The sequence below is a fragment of the Archangium sp. genome, from assembly GCF_036389735.1.
Taxonomy (GTDB): Bacteria; Myxococcota; Myxococcia; order Myxococcales; family Myxococcaceae; genus Archangium.
Genome location: NZ_DASVWK010001070.1, coordinates 1 through 15,247 on the forward strand (window position 1 = coordinate 1; position 15,247 = coordinate 15,247).

Consider the following 15,247-nt stretch of genomic DNA (forward strand, 5'->3'; position numbering starts at 1 on the left):
CGAACAGCTCGCCCTCCAGCAGCGTCTCCGGCAACGCCGCGCAGTGCACCTCCACCAGCGGCCCCGCCACGCGCTTGCTCGAATAGTGGATGAGCCTCGCGAGCTGGCTCTTCCCCGTCCCGCTCTCCCCCAGCAGCACCACGCTCGCCTCGCTCGCCGCCACCTGCCTCGCCGAGGCCAGCGCCTGCTTCATCCGCGGGCTCTCCGCCACCAGGTTCGGCGTGAGCTGCTTCACCAGCCGCTCGCTCTTCGTCTCCGACGCGCGCTGCTCGGCCAGCCGCCTCACCCGCAGCCGCACCTCGTCCATCGCGAAGGGCTTGGTGAGGTAGTCCGCCGCCCCCGCCTTCATCGCCGCCACCGCGTTCTCGGCGCTCCCGTACGCGGTCATCATCACCACCGCTGGCGCGTTGGGCAGCGCCTGCGCCGCCTTCAGCACCGCCAGTCCGTCCACCTCTGGCATCCGCAGATCCGTCAGCAGCACGTCGAAGCCGCCGCGCGCCAGCTCCACCAGCGCCGCGCGCCCACCCGACACCCGCGTCACCGCGTGGCCGTCCAGCTCCAGGGCCTCGGCCACCAGCCTGCCCAGCTTCACCTCGTCGTCCACCACCAGCACGTGCGCCATGCTTCACCTCCTCAGGGCAGGGGCGAGGACGCGCGCAGTCGGGCGAGCTCATCCTCATAGGCCTTGAGTCCGGCCTGCTTGCGCGGCGAGTCCCACTCCTTCTGGGTGAAGGCGGACAGCTCGTAGCCACGCGTCGTGTGCGAGCCCCCGAAGCGGGAGAACTCGGCGCCACGGCCCGCGGAAGCGGAGGACGGGAAGTGGCCGCGCAGCGTCTTGAGGACGTAGGGCCCGGGGACGCCCCGGTCATGGAAGACGAGCCCGTAGAACTCCAGCGTCACCCACGAGTGCCCGCGCTTCAGCGTCGCGGGGACGACGGAGACGGCCACCGGGGTGGTGCCATCGGCGGCGAACAGATTGCCCGCCACCTGGGCGGTGCCCTCGCGCTGGCTCTCCACCTCCGCGTCGATGAAGAGCGAGCCATTCTCGAGCCGCTCCAGGAAGCGTCCGGTGAAGGCCGCGGGCGGAAAGGCGGTGTACTGCACGAGCGCGCGCTCGCGGCCGGGCTTCAGCTCGCCGTCGGTGAACTCCCAGGACACCTCGAACTGGAGGAGGTCGTCCTCCTCGGCGCCCTTGCGCTTGGGCGGGAGGTACGTGGCCGCGTACTCGCCGGGCGACGTCTCCTTCAGCGCCACCGTCCCCAGCACGGTGTGCCGGCCGGAGGGCTGGAGGCGGTGCACGGAGACAGCGCCCACCTTCACGGCGACGGGCTCGTGCTTCCGCTCGCCGCGATAGACGGAGAGGCGGAGCTGGACGGGCTCGGGAGCCACGTAGCGGAACTTGTCCGTCTCGAACCGGTAGTACAGCCGGTGCTCGGGCTTCGTGTAGAGGTTGCGCACGCCCATCACGGGCATGTCCCGCACCGGGACGACGTCCGGCTGGAGCACGTCCTTCATCCCCGGCACCAGCGGCACGGTGGTGGGCGCGTAGCGGTTGGCCTCCTTGTAGCGCTCCAGGTAGGTGGCGACGACGTTCGGGTCCTGGAGGAGGCGCTGGGTCTGCGCCAGGTCGTTCGCGGCGACGACCGCCTTGGGCCGCGGCGGGGTGGGCGCGGCGGGCTCGGCCGGAGGGGGGACGGGCTTCGCGGTGGCGACAGGGGCCGCGGGGCCTTCTGGCTCCCGGAGGAGAAGCGCCAGGGCGATCAGCAAGAGCGCGAGGCCCACGACCGGGAGGACGACGAAGCGGAGGCGGAGACGGCGGGTCTTCAAGGGGCGGGTTTCCGGAAATGAGACACAGAACGGCAACCGCCCGGCGCGAGCTGTCTCACGCCGGGCGGCTCACATCATCGCCTGAGAGATGGGGGGCCTGTCACCAGGCCCTGGGCATGGTGCGGATCATCTCCCCGCCCGCGTGGTCCACGTAGGTGTAGCCACGACGACAGGTGAGGCCCTGGCCCGGCGGCTGCCAGTGATACGGGGTGTGGTTGGCCCAGTAGTGGTTCATCCGGTCCGACGAGCTGTAGAACGGCGCGCCCCAGCCGCCCGGAGACGTCCACGAGTCCGGGTTGCACGAGGTATTGGCCGTGGACCCGTTGTCGAAGCGGAAGGCGGCGGAGCTGTGGTACGCCACCAGCCAGTCACTGCCGCCGTTGTAGAACCCGCGCAGCGTGCCGTTGACGAGCGAGCTCCAGGCGTTGTCCAGGTGGCAGCCCACCTGGTACCACCTGCACGAGCGGTAGGAGCGCTGGCGCTCGGACGAGTAGGTGATGAACGGCACGCCGTTGGTCACGTCGTGGTTGTACATGCCGCGCGCGATGGGCACGGGCAGGCTCAAGCTGTAGATGGGGTAGCCGCCGATGCTCTGCAGCAGCCCCAGCGAGTTGACGATCCACAGGATGGGGCTGACCATCGTCAGGTTGGCCAGCTCGGAGCCGCCGGCCGCGCTCTGCACGGAGTGGATGCGCAGGATGTTCCACCGGTTCTCCTGCGACAGGATGTTGCCCATCATCATGCCGCCGGCCGAGTGCGTGATGAGGACACAGGGCCGCTGGGGCGCGCACAGCGTATCCAGCGCCTGGCGCACCACGCCCGTCTGGCTCTGCACGCTCTGGGTGGAGTCCCAGCTCACGAAGAAGCGGTCCACCCCATCGGTGTTGCCCGCCAGGTTGCTCCAGCCCCAGTAGCCGTGCGAGGCGGCATTGTACGAGGTGTAGTTACCCGCGCCGTGGATGTACACGTACGCCACCTGCGAGGTGTTGCAGCGCGACCACGACTGGCCGAAGCGGTCCGTGTACGACGAGCAGGTGGAGGGCGGGGGCGGCGGGGGCGGCGGGGGCGGGTAATAGGTCCCCCCTCCTCCACAGCTCTCCGTGTAGACGCCGTTCGCATCCACCGTCGCGAGGCACGGCTCCTCGGGCTCCTGGGGCTGCTCGTGGAGGCTCGCCGACGCCTTCCGCGAGTCATACACCGGCGCGGGCTCGAAGCTCGTGGGCACCGACTGCGGCTCCTGGCCCTCGTAGCCCTGCGTCTCCTTCAGCGTCTCCTGGTAGTTCTGCAGCGCCCCTTCCGGGTCCACCTGCGACTCCAGGGCGTAGCGCTCCTCGGCCGCCTGAAGGGTGAGCTGCGCCTCCTGCTCGAAGTAGCTGACGTAGGCGTTGTACTGCTCGCTCGGCAGCGAGCCCAGGTACGCCTCCACCTTCGCCGAGCCCGTGATGGTGTCCTCGGGATACGACTCGTAGATCTCCATCGCCCGCACCACCGGCTCGGGCGCCAGCAGCTTGTCCCGCGGCTCGGAGGGCACCGGCTTGTAGGGATCGGAGGGCGCGGGCTCCTCGTAGGAATCGGGCGCGGAGGGCCCCTCCTGATAGACGGAGGAGCGATTCTCGGTGCTGGCGAAGGCTCCGCCGCTCAAGCCAACACACGTGGCGATCGCCAACGCGCGGGACCAGGTCGGCACGGCAGGGTTTCTCTTCACGACTCACTCCTCCAGGGGGGCCAGGGGCAGGGCACGACTCGAGCTTCTCCCTGTTCTCACTGGATATCCGGTTTTGTAGTGTTTGCACAAGAATAGAATTATTCTAGAATTCCAAGGAATTGCTCCGACCCGGCCCGGGGCATGGAACCGGGGCCTCGCGTGTTCGAGCGTGACGGCGCTGCTCACTCGCGAACGTTCACGCGCGTTCGGTCTTCCATGACGCGCAGCGGCACCGGCCTATCGTCGGTGCCCTCTTCCCCGCCGTTGCCAGATCCACCCCCCTACACGAGGTCTGAATGTCGACCGTCTATGAAGCGCCGGGTCAAAAGGGCAGCAAGGTCCAGTATCTCCCCCGCTACGGGAACTACATTGGCGGGGAGTTCGTGCCGCCCGTGAAGGGGCAGTACTTCGAGAACATCACCCCCGTCACCGGCAAGGCCTTCTGTGAGGTGCCTCGCTCCACCGCCGAGGACGTCGAGAAGGCGCTCGACGCGGCCCACAAGGCCAAGGGCGCCTGGGGTCGCACCTCGCCCACCGCCCGCGCGGAGATCCTCAACAAGATCGCCGACCGGATGCAGGCCAACCTGGAGATGCTCGCCGTCTCCGAGACGTGGGACAACGGCAAGCCCATCCGCGAGACGCTCGCCGCGGACCTGCCGCTGGCCATCGACCACTTCCGCTACTTCGCCGGCTGCCTGCGCGCCCAGGAGGGCAGCCTCGGGGAGCTCGACGAGCACACCGTCTCGTACCAGTTCCACGAGCCGCTGGGCGTGGTGGCTCAAATCATCCCGTGGAACTTCCCGCTGCTGATGGCGGCGTGGAAGCTGGCGCCCGCGCTGGCAGCCGGCAACTGCGTGGTGCTCAAGCCCGCCGAGCAGACGCCCGTCACCATTCTCAAGTTCGCGGAGCTGGTGGGCGACCTGCTGCCGCCCGGGGTGCTCAACATCGTCAACGGCTTTGGCATCGAGGCCGGCAAGCCCCTGGCCAGCAACAAGCGCATCGCCAAGGTGGCCTTCACCGGGGAGACGACCACCGGTCGCCTCATCATGCAGTACGCCTCGGAGAACCTCATCCCGGTGACGCTGGAGCTGGGCGGCAAGTCGCCCAACATCTTCTTCGCGGACGTGTTCGCGCAGAACGACGACTTCGCGCAGAAGTCGCTCGAGGGCTTCGCCATGTTCGCCCTCAACCAGGGCGAGGTCTGCACCTGCCCCTCGCGCGCCCTGGTGCAGGAGCGCTTCTACGAGGAGTTCATGCAGAAGGCCATCGAGCGCACCAGGCGCATCGTCCAGGGCAACCCGCTCGACGTGAGCACGATGATCGGCGCGCAGGCGTCCAACGATCAGCTCGAGAAGATCCTCTCGTACATCGACATCGGCAAGCAGGAGGGCGCGAAGGTACTCACCGGTGGCCGGCGGGCGAGCCTGCCGGGCGCGCTGGCCGAGGGCTACTACGTGGAGCCCACCATCTTCGAGGGCCACAACAAGATGCGCATCTTCCAGGAGGAGATCTTCGGCCCGGTGGTGTCGGTGACGAAGTTCAAGGACGCGGAGGACGCGCTGGCCATGGCCAATGACACGCTCTACGGCCTGGGCGCGGGCGTGTGGTCGCGTGACACGAACACGGCGTACCGCATGGGCCGCGGCATCCAGGCGGGCCGCGTGTGGGTGAACTGCTACCACCTCTACCCGGCGCACGCGGCCTTCGGCGGCTACAAGCAGTCGGGCATCGGCCGCGAGACGCACAAGATGATGCTCTCGCACTACCAGCAGACGAAGAACATGCTCGTCAGCTACGACCCCAAGCCCATGGGCTTCTTCTAGACCGGAGCGGGTCCATGAGCATCGAGCGCGTCGCCGTCACTCCCGCCGCCGAGGCCCTGCTGCGCAAGCTGCAAGGCATCCACGGTCTCCTGATGTTCCATCAGTCGGGGGGGTGCTGCGACGGCAGCGCGCCGATGTGCTTCCCGAGGGGCGAGTTCAAGCTGGGCCAGGAGGACGTGTTCCTCGGCACCATCGTGGACACGCCCTTCTACATCAGCGGCTCCCAGTTCGAGTACTGGCAGCACACGCACCTGACGGTGGACGTGGTGAAGGGCCGCGGCAGTGGCTTTTCCGCCGAGGCCCCCGAGGGCGTGCGCTTCCTCATCCGCTCACGCGTCTTCACCGACGACGAGTACACCACCCTCCAGAAAGCGGGTCCGCCTCCCAGAGGGCCGCAACACGGCTGAGGTGCGGACTCAGAGCTTGTAGATACCGAGTCCCACCCACGGCAGCGGGAAGGGCGTGCCCGCGCTCTTCTCCGTCGGGGGCAGGTACACCCAGAGCGCCGCCACGTCGATGCGCACGCGCAGCCGGTCGAACGCCACCGGCCCGCGAGGCGCATTGGAACCAATCAGCCAGCGTATGCCCGTGGTGCCGAACGAGTCACTGAAGGGCTTGCGCGGGAAGAACTCCGCCGCGAGTTCGCTGTGGGGCCCGAGCACGTACTGCGCGCCCACGAAGGGCTGCACCTCGGTGGGGATGCGCGGGATGGTGGTGCTCTCGCTGCCGCCCACCCCATCGTCCCCGCCTCCGCCCGTCGTCTCGGTGGTCAGCGTGATGGCGGCCCCCTGCGGAATGAGGTGGTGGTTGTCGAGCACGTAGGCGCCCGCGGTGAGCTGGAAGTTCCCGAAGTGCTTCGCCGCCACGGCGCTGAAGAGGTTGAACTGGAGGTTGGCGCCAGCGGCCCCCACCCCTCCGGACGCGGCCACGCCATTGCCGAGCACCACGATGCCCGCGCCACCCACCGCTCCCCCGAAGACATTGAGGAAGTCATAGGAGGCGGCCACCCCCGGCAGGTAGCGCGACTCCTCGAGCAGCTTCACCTTGAAGCCGATGTCGACGGCGCCCACCACCCCGAGCGCCGCCGCCCCCGCGCCGCCCACCACGTGGATGAAGTAGAAGGGCACGCCCGTCGCCACTGGAATGGGCAGCGCGCCGCCCCACACGTTGAGCTCCACGCGCCGCCCCAGTCCCACGCCCGCGCGGAAGAGGAGGAGTTCGTCGTTGCTCACCACCAGCTCGCCGGGCTCCAGCGTGAGCGCCGTGGGCGTGAGGAACAGCCGCTCGTCCGCGGCCCGGCGGTTGACGAAGTCCCCGCGCCGGAAGTCCATCTCCCGGCCCAGCGCCTCGCCCGCCTCGCGGCCCGCGCGCGACGCCAGCGAGGCCGGCTCTCCCGCCGACTCCCACCGCACCAGGCCGAGTTTCCGCCCTCCCTCGGGCGCCAGCAGTGTGCCCTCGATGGCCAGCCGCCCCGCCGACTTCTCGAACTCCGTGAGCCCGAACGCCGTCCGCGCCTGCTCGGCGACGCGCTCGGACTGCGTGGCCGGCGCCGCCTCGGGCGAGACGGCCTCCACGACGCGCACCTCCAGCTTCAGCGGCTCGCCCGTCGCGTCCGCGGGCCGGCGGGCCCGCCCCTCCACCGCGCGCAGGAAGGACTCCTGGAGTTCCTTCCTCATCGCCTCGGGCACGTCCTCGCCCTTCACCTCGACCGTCACGCCGCGCGCCTCGTCGTAGCGTCCGAGCGCGTCCACCTTCACCTGCCGCACGCTGCCCAGTGCACAGCCAGTGAGCGGCAAGGCGAGACACATCGCCAGCCAACGCCACCGCATCTTCCGAGTCTTCACGTCACACCTCTCCCGCTCCACGCGGGGAAAGGGCGCCATCCTGCTCCGTCCGTGCGCGGGGCGTCTACCGGGCCGCGGGCAGCCGCACCTCGAAGGTGCTGCCCTGGCGCTGCTCGGGCACCAGCGCCACCGTGCCCCCGTGCCGCTCCACCAGCCGGCGGCACAGCGCCAGGCCCAGCCCCGTTCCATTCGCCTTGCCCGTCACGAAGAGGTCGAAGAGCCGCTCGCGAATCTCCGGCGGCACTCCCGGCCCGTCGTCCTCCACGCGCACCCGCACGCCGCTCCCCTCCACCTCGGCCGCCAGCCGCACCTCGCCCTCCCCCTGCGCCTGCGCCGCGTTCTGCAGGAGGTTGGCGAACACCTGCCGCAGCCGTCCCGCGTCCCCCTCCACCGGCGGCAGCTCGGGGAAGCTCCGGCGCACCTTCACCCCGGGGAACGCCGCTTCCGTCGCCCTCGCCGCCTCCTCCAATACCTCGGACAGCTCCACCCGCTGCGCGGACAACGGCCGGTCCGCGCTCAAGTCCAAGAGGTCCTCCGTCAGCCGCCGCAGCCGCTCCACCTCGCCCAGCACGTCCTCCAGCGACTCCTTGTCCCGCTCCGAGAGCTTCGCCCCGCTGCGCTCGCGCATCAGCTCCACCGTGCCGCGAATGACGCCCAGCGGGTTGCGGATTTCGTGCGCCGCCATCGCCGCCATCTTCGTCAGCGCATCGCCTCGCGCCGCCGCCGCCGCCGCCTCGCGCCGGGCCCGCTCGTCCCGCAGCCACCGCGCCGCCACCAGTGCGAGCGCCAGCGCTCCCACCGCCGAGAGCGCCACCCCACCCCACAGCGCGCGCCGCAGGGAGTCCCGGGCACTGGAGAAGGTCCGGCCCGCCTCCAGCACCAGCACCGACTCCACCCCTCCCCCGGCCCCGCGCACCGGGAAGTAGCCCACCGTCACCTGGAGGTCCCCCAGCGCGTAGCCCGGCCCCACCCGCGTCTCACCCACGAGCGCGGCCTCCACTCCCGCCGGGTCCGTGCGCAGCAGGTCCACCCGACGCCTCGCCGGCCCGGTGGCGTCCGCGGGCACCGCCAGCTTCCGGTCCACCACGTACACCCCATCCAGCGCGTTGGCCTCCATCAGCGCTTCCAACTGCTCGGGCCGGGCGGCGGTGGTGCCCAGCAGCAGCGCCGCGGACTCGCCCGCGCCCCGCAGCCGCGCGTCCAGCGACTGCTCCAGCGCCGCACTGCCCGCGCGGTAGAGGGCCAGCGTGGCCGCGAGCGCCCCCACCAGCCCCAGCGTCGCGAGGCCCAGCGGTCCCAACGCGCGCGAGCCCGGCCGCGACATCAGTACAGCCCCCGCGTCCACACCAGCCCCAGCCCTCCGACGAGGCGGCCATGGGCGAGTTCAGGGACGTTGGAGGACGCCCCGCGCCAACCCACCGAGGCCTGGAGGCTCCAGCGCTCCAACACGTCCCACTCCAGCGCCGCGCCCGCGTCGAGGTAGCTGTCCGTACGGCGCGCGCCCAGCGGGTTGTCGAAGTTCTGGTAGTCGCGCCGGGTATAGCCCGCCTCGCCCACGAAGCGCAGCCCGGGGCGCAGGCGCAGGCGCACCTCGGCACGCGGTCCGTGCTCGAGGAAGCCGAGCGCCAGGTCGTACGTCCGCACGAGGCCGCCGTACCAGCCCGCCGAGAGGGAGAGGGGCTCGGCGGGACTCCACTCCACGTCCCCCCGCCCCGTGCTCCTCCACCCGGAGTAGCCCGCATAGGTGGTGTCCTGGAAGTCCTCGCGGCGCATGGCCCCCGAGGCCTCCAACACCACCGGCCCCACCGGCCCGCGTGCGTTCACCTGGAGTCGGTGCATGCGCAGGTAGGGCGAGCCTCCGAGCACCAGGAGGTCGAAGCCGTACTCCGCGGAGAGCCGCAGCGCCGGGCCCACGTGCGCCCAGCCCAGCGTGCCCCCCGCCCCGGCCAGATCGAATCGGGTGAAGCGCAGGTGGCCCCGGGCATGTCCGGCGAGGCGCGCGTACGGACCGCGTTGGCCCCAGGGCCGCAGACGCAGCTCGGCGAGCCCCAGGCCCACGCCGTCCGCGCTGCCCCCCTGGCGCCGGGTGTCATCCGGCGCGAGGTCCACGTTGGAGTCGTACTCGCTCCCCAGCCGCACCGAGAGCGACACCCGACCCTCGCGCTCGGCGCGCAGACGCAGCTCCTCGGCCCGCCGCGCGAGCTCCGGGTCCGTCGAGGCCGCCGCCGTGGTGAAGAAGGCCCGGGCCTCGCTCGCCCGGCCCTCGCGTAGCGCGAGGACGCCCAGGAAGTAGGAGGCGGCGTCCACCAGCTCGGGCTCGGCGAGGGCCCGGCGGAAGGCCGCCGCCGCGGAGGCGTCCTCACCCCGCTCGAAGAGGGAGAGGCCGGAGAGCAGCGATGCCGCCGCCTCGCCGCCCGGAGTGGGCGGTGTGGAGGACTTCTCGCGGCAGAGTGACTTCAGGGCCGCTCGTGCCCCCGCGTGGCGGGGGTCCCTGCGCAGCACTTCTCGCCACGCGACGAGGGCCGTCTCGGTGTTCCCCGCGGCCTGCTCGGCCTCGGCCACCTCCACGTAGGGCACGGCGTCGGCCGGGTCCGCCGAGTCCTCCGGTGTCACGGGCTCGCAGAGGCCGGCCTGGGAGAGCAGCGCGGCCACGAGCAGGCCCGGGCTCACGGACCGCCACCTCCGACGATGGGCGCGGGCAGCTCGGACAGCGCGCCCAGGGAGGCACGGGCCTCGGCGAGCCGATAACGGTCCTCGCGCCGCCCGGCCAGCCGCACCGCCTCCTCCAGGAGGCGCGCGGCGAGCACCGGGCGCCCGGCCGAGCGGGCCTGCGTGGCGCGTGCGTGGTACCAGTCGATGGAGGACGGCGTGGGCGCCGTGCGGAAGAGGGCCGCGAGGTCTCCGCGCAGCTTGCGCACCTGCTCGCCGATGCGAGGCCCGGAGGCCTCCCCCACCGCGTCCAGGAGCGTGTCCGCGCACAGGTACAGCTTCGCGTCGTAGCAGGCGAGCGCGTGGTAGTAGTCGAGCAGCGCGTCGCGCGCATCCGGGGCGCTCTTCTGGGCGGCGGCGAAGGCCTCCAGCGCCTCCTCGGAGCGGCCGAGTTTCACCAGCGACGCGGCGATGTACCAGTCCGCCTCACCGCCCGAGCCCAGGCGATGGGCCACCTTGAACTCCACCAGGGCGTTGGCGAACCGGCCCTCGCGAAAGTGGCGAGCCCCCTGGAGGAGGTGCGGTGTCGAATCCGGCGGAGTGGCCGCCGTGAGTCCGAGCAGGGCGAGGCACAGCGCGAGGCGCTTCACACAACGCCTTCTATCACGGGTGGCGGATGGGTGCCGGCACCGAGGGCTTTCCATTTCCCGGCTCATCGGGCTTGGAGCCCTTGTTCTTGCGCACCGCTTCGGCACGGGAGCGGCCGGCGGCATCCTGCGCCTCCGAGCCCACCCCCGCCGCCCCCAGCGCGGCGTCGCGAGCGGCCTTGAGGCTCGCCCCGGGAGGCGTGTGCTCGCGCATGCGCGAGGCGCGCTCCGAGGCCTCGCGGCGGGCCTTCTCCGCGGCCTCACCGCGGGTGCGGGTGCCCGCGTTCCGCCGAGCACCCTCCGTGGCGGTCTCCCGGGCCGACTCGGCCACCGGGGACGCGGCCTCGGGCAGACGGGGCGGCTCCTTGGGAAGCGAGGCCTGCACCTCGAGCGCCTCGCGCAGGGCGGCCCGGGACTCCTCGCGACGCGGCGACTCCTCGGCGGCGGCACCGAGGGCGCACAGCATGAGGGCGAGGATGAGGGACCCGCGCATGACCGCCTCCACGAAGCGCCTGGGAGAGCGCTCTACCCTGGAGAGTAGCATTCCCCGTGCCGACCGCTGGCTCCTCGCGTGAGGTGGTGTCGGGTCCCGTCGGATGACCCATCTGGGACACCTCGCTGTACCAACCGGTACACCCTCAAACCCGCGTGAGCCGGTCCTGCACGCTCCACTGGAGCGCCTCGGTCTCGGCATCGGGCGTCGTCCTCCTGCGATGGGCTTCTTGAAGCAGCGCGAGCGCATGGCCGAGTCTGTGAGCCACGCCCACCGCGTCTCCGCGTTGCTGGAGCAGGTCCGCCTCCGCGCTCACCAACTTCGCCAGCGCCTTGATCTTCTCCGGATGCCCGAGCAGCTCCGCCACCGACGCCGCGTCGATGGTGAGGAGCATCCGGTACTCCATGCCGAACAGCGACAGGCTCGTCTGGTGGACGAGGTCGAGTGCTTCCTCCGTCTTCTGGGTCTTGCCCGCCTTCAGGATGACCGCGAGCGCGGCGACCAGCTTCTCGATCATCCGCTCGATGTAGTCCTCACGGATTCCCGCCATGGGCGTACCGGTCCTCTTTGGAAGCCCTCCGGATTGGAAGGCCCCTCAACGTAAGGGTCCTTCCAGGCCTGGCAACCCGAGGCGGGCTGGAACCTCCAGGAAGGGGCTCAGCTGTTGTCGCTCAGCGGAGGCGCGTCACGCCGCTCGACGCTCGACTCGTCCCCCACGCCCTTCTCCAGGATGCCGCTGATGCCCGCCTCGTCGTCCGTCACGTCCCGGCGCTCGGAACCCTCGGCCTGGTGCCGGCTCTCGCGCTCCAGCTCCTTGGCGTCCTTCTCCAGCTGCGGGTTCTCGAACGGGGCCTTCTGCGGTCCACCCTTGTTGTGCGCCATGACTTTCCCCTTTTCGCGGAGGGCCCCGTGCGCCACGGCACGAGGCCCGGTGATGGGGGAAAGGTCCGAAGCCTCCCGCCGCCCGACAAGGGACCGGCCCACGCCCCGCCGCCCGCTCTCCCTCCGAGAGGAGTGCTCGGCTCGGACCCGTGGGAATACACGAGCGAGAAGTCATTTCATTTCGAGGGCGGCATCCACTCCATCGCCGTGGGGTTGGGCTTGAAGCCCACCGACTCGTAGAGCGGCCGGCCCTCGTCCGTCGCGTGCAGCAGCACCCGCCCCGCCCCCAGCTCCCGCGCGAAGCGCATCAACTCCGTGAACAGCGCCCGCGCGATGCCTCGCCCCCTCCACCCGGGCTCCGTGTACATGTTGAGGATGTACGCCTCCAGGCTCGCCAGGGTGCCCGGCATGGGCGGCCTCTCGAAGGGCAGCAGCCCACTACAGGCCACCACCCGGCCCTCGGCCACGCCTACCCATGCGTGAAAGCGCCCGGAGGGAATCGCCTGCGCGAAGTAGCGCTGGGTGACGGGCACCAGTGTCTCCTCGTCTTCCAGCCGTTCCACCCCGCGCGTGGTGCGCAGCAGCGCCAGCCGCAGGCGTACCATCTCGTCCACGTCCTCCACTCCCGCCTTGCGGATGCTCCACTCCGCGCCCATGCGACTCGTGCCTCCCGGCCCACTCGGGGCCCTCGATGCTGGCCCTTGTACCTTACCGAGCAGCCCTACGGCTCGGCATGCCAGCCACCTGGAGGGGTGACCGGCCTCAGAAGGGCGCACGACATTCGAGGTCGAGACGCACACCCGTGTGCGGATGGAGGAAGGTCAGGGCCTCGGCGTGAAGCATCAGACGCGTGTCGTCCCCGCCGTGCAGCCGGTCGCCGACGATGGGGGCCCCGAGGCCGAGCGGGTGCGCGGCATGGACGCGAAGCTGGTGCGTGAGAGCGGTGCGAGGCACGAGCGACATCCGGGTCCGGCGCTCGGTCCGCTGCGTGACGCGCCACTCGGTGAGGGCGCGCTTGCCTCGAAGCGGTAGTTCGACGATGCCCTGGTCTCCAGCGACGTGGCCATCGAGCCAGGCGACATAACGCTTGTCGGCCTCGCGCCGCGCGAACTGCCGCTGGAGCGCCGCGTGGGATTCCGGCGCCCTGGCCACGAGCAGAAGCCCGGAGGTCTCGACATCGAGGGCGTGCACGACGAGCGACCCGGACGCCTCCGGGTAGCGCCGCTGGAGGCGGACGAGCACCGAGTCTCGGAGCGGAGCGTGGCGGCCGGGAACCGAGAGAAGACCGCAAGGTTTCTCAACGACGAGCAGCCATGGGTCCTCGTACACGAGCCGGAGTTCCTCCGTCAGGCTCGGTGCGACATCGAGCAGCGGCGTCGGTTCGACGGACAGCCCCTCGAGCATGTACGGCAGGACCCCGCCACACTTGCCGCGACACGCGGGGTAGTACGCTCCCGCGTGCCGCTCCCCGGTAAGGGGCGACGCCCCCCACCAGAACTCAGCGAGCGCCAGCGGCCTCAGGCCATGGCGATAGGCGTGACCGAGAAGCCTCGGAGCGGCGCAGTCGCCCGCCCCACCCGGCGGCGGCTCCGGCGCGAACAGCTCTCCCAGGGGTCGCTCCTCGCCCCGCGCATTCGGGATGACGTAGTTGTAGGCAATCCGTTGCCACAGTTGCCTGGAACGCTCGGCGCGCAGGTGCTCGATCTCGGCGCGGCGCGCATCAAGAGCTCGCAACGCCGACGCCAGGACCTCACGTTCCTGTCGGTGCGCCACGTCCATCCGCTTGCGCTCGGCGTTGTCAGCCCGACTCGCCTGCTCCAACGCGTGAAGCGCCGCACGTCGTTCGTCTTCTCCGCGCTCCCCGCCATCCAGTCGCTGGCGAGCCTCGTGCCGGAGGCGGCGGTTCGCGTCGTGGCGTGCACGCATCCCAGCGGCCTCGACGCCGTGGCGCGCGGTCAGCTCGGCGAGGCGGGCGCGCAGCGCGACGGGCTCGGCCCCATCGACCAGCTCGGCATGGCGCTCTCCGAGTGTGCGCAGCTCCGCCTCTCCCGCCGGCCAGAAGGCGTCACGCGCGACGGCATCGAAGAGCGGCGGCGCGAACCCGTCGAGCTGCCAGCGACCGTCGAGCATGCCCGAGAACCCACGCAGGTAGCCGATGCGGCCATCTGGAGCCGCGACGACCAGCACCCCGAACATCTTGCCGCCGCCAGGCTCGTCGAGCGCGCCGAGGTCGAGTCCGCTGGAGAGGTCACCGCGACGCAGGCGCAGTTGCAGCGCTTCGGCGGCACGGCGCGCCAGGGGATGCGGCGGGCCGGGAGCGAACGGGCTCGCGAGCCGCACCGGCACCTCGGTCGGAGCCGGCTGCGGATCGAAGTACGTCACGACATCGTGCAAAGGTGACTCTCGACGGGACATCCAGCGCACACCCTACTCCTCCAGAGAGGCTGCTCCCCAGTGCTCGGCTGCCTGCCCTGCGTCCCGCCAGGCAACCCGCTTCCATGCAACTCCCTTTGCAGCGGGCGGAGCGCTCCTACCTTCCTTCCCACGACACGGCTTCGGGGGCCGAGAGCACCGGAGCCACGCGAGGAGAAGACCATGACGAGGAAGGCACTGCTGGCCCTGGCGCTGGGTACCCTGCTGACGGGAGTGGGCTGTCGCCACACCCGTGAGGGCGCCAAGGACGATGCGGAACAGGCCGCGGAGAAGACCGGGGACGCCGCGGAGAAGGCCGGCGACAAGGTCGAGGACGCCGCGGAGAAGGCCGGCGACAAGGTCGAGGACGCGACCGACGATTGACGATGCGTGAGGTGCGTGCGCCTCACGGAGCATTCCAGCACCACCCGCGGAGTTCAGGCCTCACTCGGGCCTGGCGTCGGACTTCGAGGTCGCGTTCACACGCACCGCGGTGGGTCCATCCGCCTCCTCGCGATAGGAGGCGCGCACCTCACTGCCCTCGGGCAGCGACGCGGGCTCGGCGCGCTTGCCGTCGAGCACCACCGCCGTGGTGGCCTCCACCCGGAGCTGGAGCGCGGGGTTGTTCGGGACCCGCAGGGTGAGGGTGTCCTCGCTGGCCCTGACGAGCTCACCCGTCACCCTCTGGGTGCGGCGCGGGGTCTCGCGCTCCGCCTGGGCCTCCCCAGCGACCGACGCGTCCCCCGCTGACTTCGGAGCGGGAGTCGAGCGTGGCTCCGGCTCGGTCTGGCTCCGCGTGGCCTGGGCCTCACGGGCCTGCTGCTCCGCCTCACGCCGTGCCGCTTCGGCGGCAGTGGCATCCTGCTCCGCCTTGCGCTGGGCCGCCTGGGCCTCGTCAATCCGCTTCTGAGCGGCCGCTTGAGCGTCGCGGGCCTCCCGCCGAGACTCCTCCACCTCCCGCTGGG

General features: G+C 71.1%; 15 protein-coding genes and 1 pseudogene. 3 read left to right on the top strand and 13 right to left on the bottom strand.

Going from position 1 to position 15,247, the window contains the following annotated elements; all coding sequences use genetic code 11:
• The 3 genes from VF794_RS38295 to VF794_RS38305 all read right to left on the bottom strand — a co-directional run.
• On the bottom strand, nt 1–622 hold a 622-nt coding region (locus tag VF794_RS38295; protein ID WP_331118405.1), incomplete at its 3' end, for a sigma-54-dependent transcriptional regulator.
• Between the two features lie 11 nt (nt 623–633).
• Nucleotides 634–1,827, bottom strand: a complete 1,194-nt coding sequence (locus VF794_RS38300) for a hypothetical protein (protein WP_331118407.1) — start codon at nt 1,825–1,827, stop codon at nt 634–636.
• A 100-nt stretch (nt 1,828–1,927) separates the two neighbouring features.
• Nucleotides 1,928–3,532 (bottom strand): hypothetical protein, encoded by a 1,605-nt coding sequence (locus VF794_RS38305; RefSeq protein ID WP_331118409.1) that lies wholly within the window; start codon nt 3,530–3,532, stop codon nt 1,928–1,930.
• A 296-nt stretch (nt 3,533–3,828) separates the two neighbouring features.
• Here VF794_RS38305 and adh point away from each other — a divergent pair, with 296 nt between their 5' ends.
• Nucleotides 3,829–5,355 carry an aldehyde dehydrogenase gene (adh, locus tag VF794_RS38310; RefSeq protein WP_331118411.1) on the top strand — a complete coding sequence of 509 codons (1,527 nt, stop codon included), beginning with the start codon at nt 3,829–3,831 and terminating at the stop codon, nt 5,353–5,355.
• 14 nt (nt 5,356–5,369) lie between these two features.
• Nucleotides 5,370–5,762 (top strand): DUF779 domain-containing protein, encoded by a 393-nt coding sequence (locus VF794_RS38315; protein ID WP_331118413.1) that lies wholly within the window; start codon nt 5,370–5,372, stop codon nt 5,760–5,762.
• A gap of 9 nt (nt 5,763–5,771) precedes the next feature.
• Here VF794_RS38315 and VF794_RS38320 read toward each other — a convergent pair whose 3' ends face one another.
• The 9 genes from VF794_RS38320 to VF794_RS38360 all read right to left on the bottom strand — a co-directional run bounded on the left by VF794_RS38320 (nt 5,772) and on the right by VF794_RS38360 (nt 14,285).
• Nucleotides 5,772–7,199: a hypothetical protein gene (locus tag VF794_RS38320; protein ID WP_331118415.1), complete on the bottom strand. Its 1,428-nt coding sequence runs from the start codon at nt 7,197–7,199 to the stop codon at nt 5,772–5,774.
• Nucleotides 7,200–7,263: 64 nt separating this feature from the next.
• Complete coding sequence (locus tag VF794_RS38325; protein WP_331118416.1) at nt 7,264–8,523, bottom strand: HAMP domain-containing sensor histidine kinase; 1,260 nt, start codon at nt 8,521–8,523, stop codon at nt 7,264–7,266.
• A complete protein-coding gene (locus VF794_RS38330; RefSeq protein ID WP_331118418.1) occupies nt 8,523–9,869 on the bottom strand; it encodes a tetratricopeptide repeat protein in 1,347 nt (448 codons plus the stop codon). The genes VF794_RS38325 and VF794_RS38330 overlap by 1 nt, the downstream gene beginning before the upstream one ends.
• Nucleotides 9,866–10,498: a hypothetical protein gene (locus tag VF794_RS38335; protein ID WP_331118420.1), complete on the bottom strand. Its 633-nt coding sequence runs from the start codon at nt 10,496–10,498 to the stop codon at nt 9,866–9,868. The genes VF794_RS38330 and VF794_RS38335 overlap by 4 nt, the downstream gene beginning before the upstream one ends.
• A gap of 13 nt (nt 10,499–10,511) precedes the next feature.
• The gene (locus VF794_RS38340) at nt 10,512–10,988 is read right to left on the bottom strand and encodes a hypothetical protein (protein WP_331118422.1); all 477 of its coding nucleotides are present in this window, start codon (nt 10,986–10,988) and stop codon (nt 10,512–10,514) included.
• Nucleotides 10,989–11,133: 145 nt separating this feature from the next.
• Nucleotides 11,134–11,538: a hypothetical protein gene (locus VF794_RS38345; RefSeq protein WP_331118424.1), complete on the bottom strand. Its 405-nt coding sequence runs from the start codon at nt 11,536–11,538 to the stop codon at nt 11,134–11,136.
• 107 nt (nt 11,539–11,645) lie between these two features.
• Nucleotides 11,646–11,870 carry a hypothetical protein gene (locus VF794_RS38350; protein WP_331118426.1) on the bottom strand — a complete coding sequence of 75 codons (225 nt, stop codon included), beginning with the start codon at nt 11,868–11,870 and terminating at the stop codon, nt 11,646–11,648.
• A 176-nt stretch (nt 11,871–12,046) separates the two neighbouring features.
• Nucleotides 12,047–12,526, bottom strand: a complete 480-nt coding sequence (locus VF794_RS38355) for a GNAT family N-acetyltransferase (protein ID WP_331118428.1) — start codon at nt 12,524–12,526, stop codon at nt 12,047–12,049.
• A 106-nt stretch (nt 12,527–12,632) separates the two neighbouring features.
• Nucleotides 12,633–14,285, bottom strand: coding sequence for an RluA family pseudouridine synthase (locus VF794_RS38360; RefSeq protein ID WP_331118431.1), 1,653 nt, complete (start codon nt 14,283–14,285; stop codon nt 12,633–12,635).
• Between the two features lie 180 nt (nt 14,286–14,465).
• Here VF794_RS38360 and VF794_RS38365 point away from each other — a divergent pair, with 180 nt between their 5' ends.
• Nucleotides 14,466–14,666: a YtxH domain-containing protein gene (locus tag VF794_RS38365; RefSeq protein ID WP_331118429.1), complete on the top strand. Its 201-nt coding sequence runs from the start codon at nt 14,466–14,468 to the stop codon at nt 14,664–14,666.
• A gap of 60 nt (nt 14,667–14,726) precedes the next feature.
• On the opposite strand, the pseudogene VF794_RS38370 reads toward VF794_RS38365, so the two are convergent.
• Nucleotides 14,727–15,247: pseudogene (locus VF794_RS38370) on the bottom strand (hypothetical protein); the annotation flags it as partial.